The organism is Bacteroides timonensis (assembly GCF_000513195.1).
Lineage (GTDB): Bacteria > Bacteroidota > Bacteroidia > Bacteroidales > Bacteroidaceae > Bacteroides > Bacteroides timonensis.
This window is the reverse complement of the sequence record NZ_CBVI010000048.1, coordinates 25,118-40,488: the sequence shown is the minus strand read 5'-3', so window position 1 is coordinate 40,488 and position 15,371 is coordinate 25,118. Positions and strand designations below refer to the sequence as shown.

The 15,371-nt window shown below is 47.6% G+C and carries 10 protein-coding genes and 2 pseudogenes; 1 reads left to right on the top strand and 11 read right to left on the bottom strand.

Annotated features, from left to right (window positions below):
- Positions 1-77 precede the first annotated feature (77 nt).
- The 8 genes and pseudogenes from mreC to BN161_RS10420 all read right to left on the bottom strand — a co-directional run bounded on the left by mreC (position 78) and on the right by BN161_RS10420 (position 9,634).
- Positions 78-920, bottom strand: a complete 843-nt coding sequence (gene mreC, locus BN161_RS10455; protein ID WP_044265713.1) for a rod shape-determining protein MreC — start codon at positions 918-920, stop codon at positions 78-80.
- Between the two features lie 9 nt (positions 921-929).
- The gene (locus BN161_RS10450; protein WP_007209637.1) at positions 930-1,952 is read right to left on the bottom strand and encodes a rod shape-determining protein; all 1,023 of its coding nucleotides are present in this window, start codon (positions 1,950-1,952) and stop codon (positions 930-932) included.
- Positions 1,953-2,083: 131 nt separating this feature from the next.
- Complete coding sequence (purH, locus tag BN161_RS10445; RefSeq protein ID WP_044265709.1) at positions 2,084-3,607, bottom strand: bifunctional phosphoribosylaminoimidazolecarboxamide formyltransferase/IMP cyclohydrolase; 1,524 nt, start codon at positions 3,605-3,607, stop codon at positions 2,084-2,086.
- A 264-nt stretch (positions 3,608-3,871) separates the two neighbouring features.
- Complete coding sequence (locus tag BN161_RS10440) at positions 3,872-5,908, bottom strand: M13 family metallopeptidase (RefSeq protein WP_044265706.1); 2,037 nt, start codon at positions 5,906-5,908, stop codon at positions 3,872-3,874.
- Between the two features lie 299 nt (positions 5,909-6,207).
- Positions 6,208-8,169 (bottom strand): ABC-F family ATP-binding cassette domain-containing protein, encoded by a 1,962-nt coding sequence (locus BN161_RS10435; protein ID WP_044265703.1) that lies wholly within the window; start codon positions 8,167-8,169, stop codon positions 6,208-6,210.
- Between the two features lie 150 nt (positions 8,170-8,319).
- Positions 8,320-8,826 (bottom strand): annotated as a pseudogene (locus BN161_RS10430) (sensor histidine kinase); the annotation flags it as partial.
- A gap of 48 nt (positions 8,827-8,874) precedes the next feature.
- Positions 8,875-9,063, bottom strand: a complete 189-nt coding sequence (locus tag BN161_RS10425; RefSeq protein ID WP_007667596.1) for a hypothetical protein — start codon at positions 9,061-9,063, stop codon at positions 8,875-8,877.
- On the bottom strand, positions 9,050-9,634 hold the full coding sequence (locus BN161_RS10420) for a zeta toxin family protein (RefSeq protein ID WP_044265700.1): 585 nt from the start codon (positions 9,632-9,634) through the stop codon (positions 9,050-9,052). The genes BN161_RS10425 and BN161_RS10420 overlap by 14 nt, the downstream gene beginning before the upstream one ends.
- A gap of 277 nt (positions 9,635-9,911) precedes the next feature.
- On the opposite strand from BN161_RS10420, the gene BN161_RS10415 reads away from it, so the two are divergent.
- Entirely contained in the window at positions 9,912-11,390 is a 1,479-nt protein-coding gene (locus BN161_RS10415) for a DUF3943 domain-containing protein (RefSeq protein WP_044265697.1), read from the top strand.
- 86 nt (positions 11,391-11,476) lie between these two features.
- On the opposite strand, the pseudogene BN161_RS10410 reads toward BN161_RS10415, so the two are convergent.
- From BN161_RS10410 to tamL, 3 genes and pseudogenes are all read right to left on the bottom strand, one after another.
- Positions 11,477-11,683 (bottom strand): annotated as a pseudogene (locus BN161_RS10410) (hypothetical protein); the annotation flags it as partial.
- Positions 11,684-11,979: 296 nt separating this feature from the next.
- The gene (locus BN161_RS10405) at positions 11,980-12,891 is read right to left on the bottom strand and encodes a glycosyltransferase family protein (protein WP_007219823.1); all 912 of its coding nucleotides are present in this window, start codon (positions 12,889-12,891) and stop codon (positions 11,980-11,982) included.
- Between the two features lie 125 nt (positions 12,892-13,016).
- Complete coding sequence (tamL, locus tag BN161_RS10400; RefSeq protein WP_044265691.1) at positions 13,017-15,365, bottom strand: translocation and assembly module lipoprotein TamL; 2,349 nt, start codon at positions 15,363-15,365, stop codon at positions 13,017-13,019.
- Positions 15,366-15,371 lie beyond the last annotated feature (6 nt).

The window sequence follows — 15,371 nt, the reverse complement described above, 5'->3', positions numbered from 1 at the left end:
TATAATTTACGATTTACGATTGAGGTCCCCCCCCTATCATTTATCACTCCTATCACTCTATCACCTTATCACTCCCATCACTTCTCCTCTTCCTTCTCCAGCGCTTTCTGCTCTTCTTGTCCGGTACGGGCAATTACCCGCACGTTGCTCACCTTTCCGAAGTCCGTAGCCAGTTTTATCTTCAACAGATAAGAGAGACCGTCGTGAGAATCAGACATATCATCCACCGTTCCCACCATGATGCCTGCAGGAAATACTGTAGAATATCCACTTGTCACCACCGTATCACCCAGGTTAAACTCTGCGTGGCGAGGTAAATCTTTCAGATAAGCATAACGAGAGTCTCCATATTCCCACTTCAAGTAACCGAAATATTCACTGCCCACAATCTTGCAACTGATGCTCGATTTACTGTTCAGCAATGGGATAACGGTAGAGTAATGTGGAGAAGTCTTATAGACAATGCCCACTACTCCGTTGGCATCTACCACTCCCATTTCCGGACGGATACCCGCAGAGGTTCCTTCATCAAGGGTGATATAATTATCCACCCGGTTCAGACTATTCTTGATGACATTCGCTTTGAAAATATGGTATTCGTCCGGTTCGAGCCGTTCCAGGCTATACAACCGAACAGAGTCCATTCCTTTATTTTTCAGCGTTTTCTCCAGGAAAGCCACCCGCTGCTCCAACCACATATTACGGTCGAGCAAGTCTTCATTGACAGATTTCAGATGGAAATAAGAAGTAATAGTTCCCGAAACATCGTAAACTTTCCCCGCCACACTGTTGGCAGATGTGAAGAACACACTCTGCTGATAGTAGTTGAAACGAAACAATAAAACAAAACTGGCTGCCTCTAACAGTAGAAAGAGGAACCAGTAGTTGTATTTAATAAGAAAGTTCAGTAAATTTCGCATATGGCTTTATCATCTCATCAGGAATGAGAAACGATCCACATTCTTCAGCGCCACACCCGTACCTTTGGCAACAGCATGCAGGGGATCCTCAGCAATATGGAACGGAATATTAATCTTATCAGTCAAACGCTTATCGAGTCCGCGGAGCAATGCACCACCACCTGCCAGATAAATACCATTGTGCACAATATCGGCATACAGTTCGGGAGGTGTATTTTCCAGCGCATTCAAGATAGCGGTTTCAATCTTCGAGATTGATTTCTCCAAACAGTGCGCCACTTCCTGATAGCATACAGGCACTTCCATAGGCAGAGCCGTGATACGGTTCGGTCCGTGAACGATATAATCTTCGGGGGCGTCTTCACCAAGTTCGGTCAGGGCGGCACCCGCATTGATCTTAATACGTTCGGCCATACGCTCGCTGACTTTCACATTGTGCTGGCGGCTCATATACTCCTGAATGTCTGCAGTAAAGTCATCGCCCGCTATGCGTATGGAATTGTTGGCTACGATACCACCCAAAGAGATAACGGCAATTTCCGTAGAACCACCACCTATATCTACAATCATGTTTCCTTCCGGAGCTTCCACATCGATACCGATACCAATAGCGGCAGCCATAGGTTCGAAAATCAGGTAGACGTCACGTCCGCCGGCATGCTCCGCAGAGTCGCGCACGGCACGCAGCTCCACTTCAGTACTACCCGAGGGGACACCGATAACCATACGGAGCGAAGGAGAGAACAGACGGTTGCGATTATTCACCATCTTTATCAAACCGCGTATCATCTGCTCACAAGCATAGAAATCGGCAATTACACCGTCGCGAAGCGGACGGATGGTACGTATATTTTCGTGGGTCTTTTCGTGCATCATCTTCGCCTTATCACCCACGGCAATCATCTTATCGGTGCGACGGTCGAGAGCTACCACCGAAGGCTCATCCACCACAATCTTACCATTGGTTGTAATAATGGTATTGGCGGTACCAAGGTCCATCGCTATTTCTTGCGTAAAAGAGAATAATCCCATCTGTGTATTTACTATTTTACTATTTACTATTTACTATTTAAGAATTCACTATTTACTATTGATCTGACGATTTATCATGACGATGCCGCATGGCAAATCGTAAATAGTAAATCACCAAATCGTAAATATCCTTAGTGTTTGAAATGACGAATTCCTGTGGTCACCATCGCGATACCATGTTCGTTGCAATAGTCGAACGAAAGCTGATCCTTGATGGAACCACCCGGCTGAATAACTGCGGTCACACCTTCATTTCCGGCAATCTCCACACAGTCGGGGAAGGGGAAGAAAGCGTCGGATGCCATCACGGCACCTTTCAGGTCGAAGCCGAAATTCTTGGCTTTTTCGATGGCCTGCTTCAAAGCATCCACACGTGAAGTCTGTCCCACACCGCTTGCCAGCAATTGCTTGCCTTTAGCCAGTACGATAGCGTTGGACTTACTATTCTTCACAATCTTGTTAGCAAAGAGCATGTCTTCTATTTCCTGTGCGGTAGGTGCTTTCGTGGTTGCAGTTTTCAAATCTTCAGGCTTCTCGGTATTCAGGTCGCGGTCCTGTACCAACACACCATTCAAGAGAGAACGGAACTGCTTCTTAGGCAGTGCGGCAGGCTTGCGAACCAGAATAATACGGTTTTTCTTCTGTCCCAGGATTTCCAATGCGTCTACATCGTAATCAGGAGCGATAATTACCTCGAAAAAGATTTTATTGATTTCCTCAGCAGCGTCCTTATCGATCACTCCGTTTGTGATGAGCACACCACCGAAAGCGGAAACCGGGTCACCGGCCAATGCATCGTTCCATGCTTCGAGCACCGTGGGGCGTGAAGCCAGGCCGCAAGCATTGTTATGCTTCAATACGGCAAACGTAGTCTCCTCAAATTCATCGATCAGGTCAACAGCTGCATTGATATCGAGCAGGTTGTTGTAAGAGATTTCCTTTCCGTGAATCTGGTCGAACATAGCTTCCAGATTTCCGTAGAAGTAACCCTTCTGATGCGGGTTCTCGCCATAGCGCAAAGTCTTCTGATTATTGGCAGAGCAACGGAATGCGGAACCTTCTTCGCCATCGAAGTAGTTGAAGATGGCTGAATCGTAATGGGAAGAAACGGAAAACGCCTCTTTGGCAAACCAACGGCGTTCTTCCAGCGAAGTGGTAGCTCCATGTTCCATCAGCATATCGCGGAACGGCTGGTATTGTGCCTGAGAAGCAATGATAACCACGTCATTGTAATTCTTGGCAGCAGCACGGATCAGTGAGATACCGCCTATATCTATTTTCTCGATGATAGTCGGCTCGTCGGCACCGGAAGCTACGGTAGCTTCAAACGGATACAAATCGACGATAACGAGGTCTATTTCGGGAATTTCATATTTTTCTATCTGTTGCATATCCTGTTCCAGTCCGCGACGGCAGAGAATACCACCGAACACTTTCGGATGCAGGGTCTTCACACGTCCACCCAGGATAGAGGGATACGTGGTCAAGTCTTCCACTGCTTTACAGGGATAACCCAGTGATTCTATAAACTGACGAGTTCCGCCTGTTGACAGAAACTCAACTCCTTCTTCATGCAGTTTGGTGATGATTTCGTCCAAACCTTCCTTATGATAAACCGATACTAAAGCGGTTTTAATTCTTTTTGTTTCAGACATGGAATTGCGTATATAAGTATTTGATGCGCAAAGGTACTAAAAATGTTTATTTGCACACATACTCAAACACAATAAATTAGGTATAATTAAAAAAGGCAGCAATCCTGTTTAGGATTTACTGCCTTTATCTTTCTTTTTTGCTAAACGGAGAGAATACCGCCCCATTATGCCAGAGCTGTGCCACAGCTGTGGCACAGTTTTGCCATCGCCTTGGCAAGGCTATGCCATCGCCTTGGCACAACTGTGCCAAAACGATGGCAAGACTTACCAGATAGAGATGCGTTCTGCCACCGGTACGAACATCGGATCTTTTTCTGTAATGCCGAATGCCTCATACCATGCAGCAATGTGTGGCAATGCAGCGTCTACACGCCATTTACCCAGAGAGTGTACATCGATCTTCGTCAATTGCAGGATGGCTTCGGGACGGGTATTGTTAGCCCAAACATTGGCATAAGCCAAGAAGAAGCGTTGTTCGGGAGTGAAACCGTCTTTTACTTCCAGCGGAGCGGCAGCGGTAGCCTTCTTGAATGCCTGGTAAGATACTTGCAAACCTCCGTGGTCGGCAATGTTCTCACCCAGTGTCATACGACCGTTGGCATGTACCCCCGGTGCAACTTCTATGCTGTCAAAGAAAGCAACCATTACATCGGCACGTTTCTCGAAGTTCCTAGCATCTTCTTCCGTCCACCAGTCTTTCAGATTACCGTCTTTGTCGTACTGGCGACCTTGGTCGTCGAAGCCGTGTGTCATCTCATGACCGATTACAACACCGATTGCACCGTAATTGAAGGCATCGTCAGCATTCATATCGAAGAACGGATATTGCAGGATACCGGCAGGAAAACAGATTTCGTTCGTTGTCGGGTTGTAATAAGCGTTTACGGTCTGCGGAGTCATCAACCACTCATCCTTGTCTACCGGTTTGCCGGCTTTGGCAATCATTTCAGCATAGTTCCACAGGCTGGCACGCTTGAAGTTGTTCCAGTAAGAGTCGTCTTTGATTTCCAACGTAGAGTAGTCTTTCCACTTATCAGGATAACCGATCTTCACGTGGAAAGTAGCCAGTTTCTCCTGTGCTTTCAGCTTGGTTTCGTCGCTCATCCAGGCAAGGTTGTTGATGCGTTCGCCCAAGCTGGTCTGAAGGTTCTTCACCAAAGATACCATACGTTCCTTGGCAGCGGCAGGGAAGTATTTCTCTACATACATCTGTCCTACGGCTTCACCCAGTGCGGAGCTTACTACAGAAACGGCAGTCTTCCAGCGGGGTTGCATTTCCTGCGTTCCGGACATGGTACGTTCGTAGAAGTCGAAGTTCTGTTGAGCCATCTCGTCATTCAAATAACCGGCAGCAGAATCAATCAGTTTCCATTGCAGGTAAAGAGCTTGCTGATCAACAGGTAAGGTGTTCAGGATATTGGCAGCTTCAGCTACCGAAGCAGGCTGGCCGACAATGATTTCCTTCACATCTGTCAGTCCAAGACCTGAAAGGTAAGCGTCCCAGTTGAAAGTAGGATAATTCTTCTTCACCTCTTCCATGCTCATCTTATTGTAGTTGGCATGCGGGTCACGCAGTTCGGTACGAGAACGGAAAGCTTTAGCAAGACGGGTTTCCACGTCCATAACCACTTCCATACCTTTCTTGGCTGTAGCTTCATCGAAGCCGGCCAACTGATACATTTTCTGTACATGAGTACGGAAGGCATCACGGATAGCGGTAGTAGAAGGATCAGTAGCCAGATAGTAATCGCGTTCGCCCATGCTCAAGCCGCTTTGATAAAGCTGCACGGCATTCTCGTTACTGTTCATTTCATCGGCAGCCACATAGAGGCCGAGGTAAGCACCGATGCCCTGTTTGCGCAGATCGGCGAGCAAAGCATAAACAGCTTCTTTATCTTTCAGGGAAGCAATCTGTTCCAGATCGGCTTTGATAGGAGCAACCCCTTCCTTGTTCAGCTTCACGCTGTCCATAACAATCTTGTAGAGGTCGCCTACCTTTTGCGCTACACTACCTGCTTCGTGCTGAGTGGCAGCCAGTTCTTCAATCAGACCTTGTATCTGCTTACGATTATTCTCGGCAAGTTCTGTAAAAGAACCGTACTGTGAATACTCAGGTGAAAGTGGATGGCTTTCAATCCAACCGCCACAGGCGTACTGATAGAAACTACTCCCCGGAAGGGCAGTTGTGTCAAGATTGGCAAGCTGGATACCGGCTGTCATTTCAGCTTTCTGCTTGCCCGTACCACATCCCACCATCATAAGGCAAGCTGCGGCTAAAGGTAAATAATGAGTTACTTTCATAAGATATAAAATAATGTTATAAGTAGATATTCAAAATTGTTTCGTACTATAAATGGGAATTTATCGGTGAAATACTCGGACTATCTAAATTCCCCTCCTCCTCGGAGGAGGGGTGCCCAAAGGGCGGGGTGGTAGGTAGGAAAGAATACCTTAATATTCTTATTAATAGGTATTTATTATTTTACCTACCACCTCCCCCTACGGGTACTCCTCCTCCCGGGAGGAGGAGAATTGAGATAGTTCTGCCTATTCATTCTCACCGCTAAATTATCATTTAATTATGATACAGTACTTAAGTTTTATTGTTCTTTCCGTACTTCTTCCAGTTCGGTAGAGACGGCATCCCACTCTTCCATCACAGAGTCGAGTTGTTGCTTCAGTTTCTGGTGCTGCTCGTAAAGGGCCATATCCGAAGCTCCCTCAGGAGTTGCCATCCGGGCTTCGAGAATGGCGATGGCAGACTCGGTCTGCTCTATCTCCGATTCACAGTCGGCAACGCGACGTTCCAGTTTTTTGAGCTTCTTGTTCAGTTCCTTCTGCTCTTCATAAGAAAGCTTAGCACCGGAAGATTGAGTGGCGGTATCCGTATTCTCTTTTCCACCGGAGGGTGAGGTAGAAAGTGCGGGTGCTTTCTGTAATTCGTTCAGGCTTTCTATCTGCTTCTTTTGCAGGAAGTCGTAGATGCCACCGAGGTGTTCTTTCACAATTCCACCACCGAACTCATATACTTTAGTCGCAAGTCCGTCCAGGAAATCACGGTCGTGGCTTACTAAAATGACTGTACCGTCAAATTCGCGGATGGCATCTTTCAGTACATCCTTCGAACGCATATCGAGGTGGTTAGTCGGTTCGTCCAGTATCAAGAAGTTCACGGGTTCCAGCAAGAGCTTGATCATTGCGAGGCGAGTACGCTCTCCACCGGACAGCACTTTCACCTTCTTATCAGAAGCTTCGCCGCCGAACATGAAGGCACCGAGAATATCGCGTATCTTCAGGCGGATATCGCCTACGGCTACACGGTCGATGGTATCGAATACCGTCAAACTTTCATCCAGAAGTTGTGCCTGGTTCTGGGCGAAGTAACCGATCTGTACATTATGACCGAGGGTGAGTTTACCGGTATAGTCGGTGATTTCTCCCATGATACACTTTACCAGAGTGGATTTACCTTCACCGTTCTTACCTACGAACGCCACTTTCTCACCACGGTTTATGGTCAGGTTGACATCGTGGAAGATGACATGGTCGCCATAGGCCTTCCGGACATCCTCACAGACGACAGGGTAACTTCCGCTACGGCTGCTGCAAGCAAACTTCAGGCGCAATGCCGAGTTGTCTTCCTCGTCTACTTCGATGCGTTCTATCTTTTCCAGTTGTTTGATGCGGCTCTGTACCTGCACAGCCTTCGTGGCTTTATAGCGGAAGCGCTCGATGAAGGCTTCGGTATCTTCTATCTGTTTCTGCTGATTCTCATAGGCACGGAGTTGCTGTTCACGACGTTCCTTCCGCAGTACGACGAATTCGTCATACTTCACTTTGTAGTCGTAAATCTGTCCACAAGTAATTTCAATGGTACGTGTGGTGACGTTATTGAGAAATGCACGGTCGTGACTCACCAATACCACGGCATTGGCACGTGTGGAAAGGAAGTTTTCAAGCCATTGGATACTCTCAATATCCAGGTGGTTGGTAGGCTCGTCGAGCAACAGCACATCGGGACGTCGAAGCAGGAGTTTGGCAAGCTCGATACGCATACGCCAACCACCGGAAAACTCACTGGTGGAGCGGTCGAAGTCTTCGCGGCTGAAACCCAAACCTTGCAAGGTTCGTTCTATTTCAGCACGGAAGTTGGTGCCGCCCATCATCAGGAAACGTTCGTTCTCGTGAGTGAAACGGTCGATGAGTTTATGGTATTCTTCGCTGTCATAATCGGTGCGTTCGGCAAGTTGCTGGTTCATGCGTTCGATGTCCGCTTGCATCTCGAAGATGTGTTCGAAAGCCAGTTCCGCCTCTTGCATCACGGTACGCTTATCACTGAGAATCATCACCTGTGGCAGGTAACCGATAGTACATTCGCGGGGAATGGCAACGACACCGGAAGTGGGCTGCTGTAGTCCGGCCAATATCTTGAGCATGGTAGACTTACCCGCACCATTCTTGCCCACCAGGGCGATGCGGTCTTTTTTGTTGATTACGTAAGAGACGTCTTCGAACAGAGGGGTTGCATTAAATTCTACCTTCAGTCCTTCTACTGATATCATAGTGTCAATGAATTTATCGTTCAGGACTGCAAAGGTAACGATTTCCAGCGGGATATGACATCGTAAGCCTATATTATTGTAACTCGCTGGCGGAATTCATTACTTTCTGATGGGTTATGAGTAAAATAGGTACGCGGATAAAACGGACGGACTGCCTATCTCATTCAATACCCGATGGAGGGAAACACTGCAAAAACTAAACTCCATGGTGTTCGACTCTATTTTGGAGAGGTCCAGGATGTCGGAGATCAGAACCATCAACAGCTGGCTGTTCTTTTCAATCAGAGAGGTAAATTCGATGATATCATCTTTGGTCAGCTCTGATTCCCCATAGGCTAGCAAGGAGGAAAAACCTACGATAGCATTGAGCGAGGTGCGTATTTCGTGGCTCATATTGGCAAGGAAGATACTTTTCAGTTTATCACTGTGCCGGGCTTTACGCAGAGCTTCGTTCAGACGGTCCTCGGTATCCTTATACTTCTGAGTACTCATGCAGATGCCAACAATCCGAAAAGGAGTATCTTTCAACTGACCTACGTAGGTGGACTGGACTTCAATCACAGATTGGCGGTCATCAGGATGTATCAGATAGGCAAATTCTTCGGAGGTGAGGGTATAGTCGCGGGTGGGGATACCCAAGTGTTCAAAGTAACGGGGTTACAGAAGAAGAACGATTGTTTCTGCATTCCCAGCAAGTGAAGATATTTATTTCATCTTACGCTGCTTTGCCTTACGAAGCAGACGGCGGGCAGGAATGGCTTTTATTTCACCATCAGGTGTACCCACTATCACAGTTTCGTTCCGCTGTGCCTTTTTCTCAAGCATGCGTTGCTCGGCCAGTGCCAACCCATAGTGCAATTTCTCGCTTAATTCCTTCCACTCATCGTTTGACATAACTTTCTATGGTTTTAAAGAGTTCTACCTCATACATCCGTGTCGAAAGAGTAGGACCACCTTCAGCAACAATAACGCGGTTCTCCCGACTATTATCCGCCAACAGCCAATAGTCTACACAGGACATATAGATGTCGAACAGATTATTTATCCCAGCCTGATAGCGCCGGCGTATAACTTCTTCCGGTATACCATGGCCGCCTTCACTGACACGCTGACGTACACGATTGATTGCCAGTTCCGGTGAATTCAGCCAAAAGTAAATAAGGCTAACCCGATACCCTTTCTTCTGCGCCTGCCGCACAAGCCGGGCATAAGAACGTGTAGCAAGCGTTGTTTCAATCGAGAAATTCTCTCCTTCCCGCATCAGTTCTTCAATACGCCTCAGCATCAGACGCCCCGCATCAATCGCCACTCCCTCAGGATTGAAGGGAGACAAGCCACGGGCAATCTCATCAGCGTTCACAAATTCCTTACATTGCAACACCTCGGGCAAAACAGTATAAGATGCCGTTGTTTTGCCGGCACCATTACAACCACTGATAATATAAAGCTGTTTCTCCTTCAGCATATTCTTAGTAAGAATTTAGAGTTGCTAGCATTTTCACTGTAACAGTTGCGACAAAGATAAAGAAACTCCCCCAAATCCATGCAGCACAAGCCATAATTTTCGATTCATCCGGAGAATAATTGGTACGCGGACAACGCGGATGGAACGGACGAACGCATACCAAACCCCTCCCTTTTGTGAACCTTTTATGCTGCAAACGAGTTAATTAAGAAGTTATAGAGACTTTTTACGAAAAATACAACTACGTGCATTTAATAAAAATCCCTAAGTTTGCGTCATGAAAAAGTTACTGCTGACTCTGCTCACTTTCCTGATAGCCGTTAATGTGGCTTATCCGCAACTCGCCATTCGCCACCGTTTAGCCACTCCCCGACCTGCCGACTCGCTCGATATAGACTATTACTCCCACAAAAGAGGGCTTCAGGCGGGCACCATGGTCTTCTGCATCAATATGGGAGTCTGGGCCTTCGACCGCTATATCCGTAAGGCTGACTTTGCCTACATCAACGGGCGTACTATCAAGGACAACCTCAAGCATGGCTTCGTGTGGGACAATGACGCCATGGGCACCAATATGTTCATGCACCCCTACCACGGCAGTCTGTACTTCAACTCAGCCCGATCCAACGGATACAATTTCTGGCAGTCCGGGCTCTTCGCTTTCGGCGGCAGCTTCATGTGGGAGATGTTTATGGAGAACGAATATCCCTCTACCAACGACATCATTGCCACCCCCATTGGCGGTATGGCCCTGGGTGAAGTGACTTACAGGGTTTCCGACCTCATCCTCGACGACCGGAAAACCGGTTGGTCACGCTTCGGACTGGAGTTTGCCGGATTCCTGGTGTCCCCCATGCGCGGCTTGACCCGTATTATCAACGGAGATGCCTGGAAGCGGCGTTCCACTTCGGGCAAGCAATTCGGTGTACCCGATGTAAGCGTGGATGTGTCTCTGGGCATACGTACCCTGGAACTGAAAGACGAGATTCTGGACAAAGGTGTGGGCCTGGCCTCCGAAATCAACGTCGAATACGGTGACCGCTTCGATGCGGAAGATACCAGACCCTACGACTATTTCTCCATCCAGGCGAACCTGAACTGGCAGAAAGATCAACCAGTCCTGGGACAGATAAACATCGTTGGCCGACTGGTAGCCAAAGAGTTGGTGAACAATGAAAAGCACTACCTCAGCCTTGGGCTGTACCAGCACTTCGATTACTACGATTCGGACACGATATCGGCAGTATCGGCAAAAGTACCTTATAAATTCTGTACACCCGCTTCCGTGGGCGGCGGCCTCATCTACAAAAGAAACCTCAAACGGAACTGGGGAATAGATGGTTACGCCTACCTCAACGCCATCCTTCTGGGAGGTGCCCTCAGCGACTATTATCAAGTGGACGAACGCATCTACAACCTGGCCAGCGGCTACAGTAGCAAGCTCAACTTTAACTTTACCTACAAGGACCGTCTTGCTATATCCACCATCTACGAAGTCTACCACATGTTCACCTGGAAAGGGTATCCCCAAGACATCAACTGGGATGAAGTGGAACCGAAGACGCTCAATGCACAGGGCGACCGTTCGAGGGCCATTCTCCATGCAGTCGGCCTCCGGCTGGACCTGAAATTGCGGAAGCAACTATACCTCACCGGCACGTTTATGAACTACACCCGCGATACTAAATACAGGTATCACGCCAATGTATTTTCCAATACTTCGGAAGGGCGCATTATGTTAACTTATAAATATTGATGGAGAGGCATCACCATTGCCTTACTCATATATTTTCCATTCCCACAACCCCGCATCTCCCCGCAGGATATGCAATCGGAAATAATGGGTGCCTGGCAGATACTCGGATCACGCATCAGTTTATCTTTCCCCACGGCAGGGGGCAGGTAAGACTTGCCACCGTTCAGGGCAGTCCAGTTCAGGCCATCGTAACTATAAGCCAGATGCAATCCGTCTCTGCTGTCATTGATGAAATAGGAAAAAAGGTAAGCCGTTCCATTGGCACAAAAACATTCATCTTCATCACACACCATCAGGCAGTAGCCGAGGCTTGCGAAGCAACTATACAACTTTAAGCATCCATCTTGCATTCATCTCGCCTTCATCACTTATACCCCTCATGTAAAAGATGCCACCTTTTGCATCACCCCTCGTAATGAACCGGATCATATCAAAGCATCAAACAGGTGATAAGACTATATGCTTCAGCCGTCCGGTCTCTATCTTCGGTCAGAAAGACGCATTGCCATGAAATTAAAAAAGGGAACCATCTCACGATGACTCCCTTTCATTCCTAATTTTAAATTTGCTTTCGCAAAGTTCTCCAGACTTAAAATAGTTTGGCAGGATATTCACCCGCATCCACTAAAGCCTGGATTTTATCTACAACACTTTGACGATCCTCAGGATAAGTCACGCCAAACCATTTGCTTGTAGTATCGAGGACCTCGCATGTAGCGACACCGTCCTGAATCAATTTATCTACCATCAACGGAATGAAGAATTCACTCTTCAGGTTCTCCATATTCTTCGGATCGCTCAGGAAGCTCTTGAAGAAATCGCAGCTGTATGCGAAGTAATCGGGAGTAAAGCCCCAGAAATTCATACTTACCGGAGTAGTTTCGGGAGTAGCCGTCCATTCGCCATTATCGTCAATGTATTTCACTTCTCCGTCCATACGTTGTATCTTAGTGCGTTCTACAACAGAAGTCAGCAGATTGTTGGCATCCGTACCGCAAAGACCGCGAGATACAGTACCGCTATCGCTCAGTGTATTACCAATGCGGAAACCTACCATTGAATATACATTCTTTGAATCTTCGGGCAGTGCAGAAAGGAATTTACCCATTACCTGGAAAGAATCGCGACCATAGAAGTCGTCGCAGTTGATAACGGCAAACGGTTCCTGAATTACATCAGCGCCCATCATTACGGCGTGGTTGGTTCCCCAGGGTTTCGTACGACCTTCGGGGCAAGTGAAGCCTTCGGGCAGATCGTCGATAGACTGGAACACCAATTCGCACGGGATATGACCTTCGTATTTGGAAATAATTTTATCACGGAAGTCTTTCTCAAAATCCTTACGGATTACGAAAACGAGCTTACCAAATCCGGCGTTAATGGCGTCATAAATTGAATAGTCCATAATAGTTTCGCCATTCGGACCCAGTCCGTCCAATTGCTTTAAGCCACCGTAACGGCTGCCCATTCCGGCTGCCAATAAGAATAAAGTTGGTTTCATACTTAGTTATTATTTAAAAAGGTTAGTGTATCCTTGTTTTGATTACGGGGCAAAATTACAAAAAATAAAGTCAAGAAAGGTAGACAATTGGTTCATATTTTAGCTCTATCGTACAAAACCCGCCATTAGAACGGATAACCGATAGCAAAATGCCATGCCATGCCATCTTTAAACTTCGGAATATTATAATATCCCTTCTTACCTGTATCATACGGATCATGCAGTGCCACTCCCCAGTCGAAACGGAATACAAGGAAGTCCAGGTCGTAACGCAGACCGGCACCTGTACCCAAAGCAACCTGTTTCGGGAAATTCTTCAACGTCAGCTGTCCATCGGGACGGGTTTCATCCTTACGCATCAGCCAGACATTACCTGCATCGAGGAAGATAGCTCCGTGCAGGTCGCCGAGAATACGGAAGCGGTATTCCACGTTTGCTTCCATACGGATATCGCCCACGTGGTTGATATAGGAATATTTTTTCTCTTTATCGGGTGGATAGCCACCGGGACCGATGCTGCGGGCAGAATAGGCACGGATACTGTTGGCACCACCAATATAGAACTGTTCGGTATAAGGCGCAGTCGTTGCATTTCCGTAGGACCAGATTACTCCTCCTGCAATACGGGAAGCAATCATCTGGTTCTTGTCTATCCTGTAGTGATAGCGGAACTCCGAATTCAGCTTCAGGAATTGTGCGAAAGGCACTCCCAGCAATTTCTTGTCTTCCTTGCTGAAAGACTGTCCGAATGCCTTGTAAATCAAAGAGGTCAGATTACCGGCAGAGCCGACCGTCGTTTGCCACCAGATGGGATTACGTACATTGCGAAGAGAAGCGTTATCATAGGTGTAGGTATATTCCATCTTGGGAATAAACTGATTACGGAGGCTGATATAAAGGGCCGGGTTCTGAGCCTGTATTTCCTCAAAAGCCGCAGTCGGATTGCGCAGCACATTAAATGTCAGTTGGAAGGGCGTGATACTATGTTTCCGGGTAGGCACAGGCTGAAAGTCATACGTGACGTTTCCACCGAAAGCAAGCAGTTTGTAGTACTTGGCACGGTTCATCTGGTCTATGTAGACACGGAAGGTGGTGGAAGCCGGGAAGTCATATTCCTTGGTACCCATCCGGGGGAAGACGATACGTGGGAAGGTAAGTGCAGAAGATAAGCCTAACTCGTAGCTATTCATCAGTGAGCTGCTGTTCTTACCCGTCTGCCATTCATAAGAGCCGTTCACTTTCACATTCCAGGTTTCACCACCACCGAAGACGTTGTTCTTCGTTACGGTGAAGGCGGCACCGGGACCGGTCTGGTTATTGCTCTTCATGGTGACATTAAAGTCCAATTCGGCATCATACGGTTTATCCAACATGGCACGGATATTCACATCCAGCGTATCGGAAACGAGTGCCGTATCGCGGGGTGTGTACTGCATCTCCAGATAACGGAAGATGCCCACACTTGCCAGACGCTCCTGGATACGGGTTTGCCGGTATTGGCTATATAGCTTTTCCGGACGACGGCGCATACCTCCCTTGTCCAGTTCCTGGCGTTTCCGTTGGTAACCTTGGTAGTTCAGCCAACGGTGGAGCATATTGGGACGTATCTTCAGTTTATCGTAATAGTGTATCCAGAAAGTCTTGTAGTAAAGACTGTCATTGGGCGTTTGTCCTTGCGGGCCGTGGAGGTAGAAATTAGTTTTACCTACAAAGAAAGGGCGTTCGGCGTCCTTCGGCATACCGGGAACAGGGATCATGCGCAGGCTGACGTGCCCACCGGGAACGAGAGTTGTATCGGCTTGGTAAGTCAGGTAGTCAGGGCGAAAATAGTAATACCCCATATTACGCAGCAAACCGCTGATGCGGGTACGCTCACCATCAAGATCAGTAACATTGAACTGTTCACCCGGACTGATCAGGGAGCGACGGCGGCCAAGGTTGATAATCTGCATCGTCGTACTATTGAATCCCCGATAATATACGGTATCAATGAAGTACGGGTTACGCATATCGACCGTGTATTGCAATTTAGCTTTCAGACTGTCCCTAGGATTAACAAAAGTTTGATAACTTACCGTGCCATTGAAGTACCCATAATCGTGCAGGATATTCGTCGCTACTTTCTGCCGGATGTCCGGATTAACGGAAGATATGAGCACGGGAGTAGCGGCAAAGCGATTGAATATCCACTTACCAAAACCTTTTTTGTACTTCGCAAAACCATTGTACACCCACAGTCCGAATGGGAAAGGGATGCGGTATTCGGAACTACCGAGCAGGGAGTTATTGGGAGCTTTGGCAAGGGCGGCTTCCACTTCTTCCATAGCAGTCTCGCCTACCTTGGTATCAGAGCGGTTCTCTACAAGCATAGGCTTCTGACCGATATAGAGCACTTCGCCTTCGGGCAGGTGCTTAGTAGTGGAGCAGGCTGCCAGAAGCAGGGTTGCAAGGAGGATGTATACGAGTTTCTTCATTTTAAT

Excerpts from the sequence above, each read along its gene's own strand:
- purH (WP_044265709.1), bottom strand. The coding sequence starts at position 3,607 with ATGTCTGAAACAAAAAGAATTAAAACCGCTTTAGTATCGGTTTATCAT.
- BN161_RS10435 (WP_044265703.1), bottom strand. The coding sequence starts at position 8,169 with ATGATATCAGTAGAAGGACTGAAGGTAGAATTTAATGCAACCCCTCTG.
- BN161_RS10450 (WP_007209637.1), bottom strand. The coding sequence starts at position 1,952 with ATGGGATTATTCTCTTTTACGCAAGAAATAGCGATGGACCTTGGTACC.
- BN161_RS10420 (WP_044265700.1), bottom strand. The coding sequence starts at position 9,634 with ATGCTGAAGGAGAAACAGCTTTATATTATCAGTGGTTGTAATGGTGCC.
- BN161_RS10405 (WP_007219823.1), bottom strand. The coding sequence starts at position 12,891 with ATGAAACCAACTTTATTCTTATTGGCAGCCGGAATGGGCAGCCGTTAC.
- mreC (WP_044265713.1), bottom strand. The coding sequence starts at position 920 with ATGCGAAATTTACTGAACTTTCTTATTAAATACAACTACTGGTTCCTC.
- BN161_RS10425 (WP_007667596.1), bottom strand. The coding sequence starts at position 9,063 with ATGTCAAACGATGAGTGGAAGGAATTAAGCGAGAAATTGCACTATGGG.
- BN161_RS10440 (WP_044265706.1), bottom strand. The coding sequence starts at position 5,908 with ATGAAAGTAACTCATTATTTACCTTTAGCCGCAGCTTGCCTTATGATG.
- BN161_RS10415 (WP_044265697.1), top strand. The coding sequence starts at position 9,912 with ATGAAAAAGTTACTGCTGACTCTGCTCACTTTCCTGATAGCCGTTAAT.
- tamL (WP_044265691.1), bottom strand. The coding sequence starts at position 15,365 with ATGAAGAAACTCGTATACATCCTCCTTGCAACCCTGCTTCTGGCAGCC.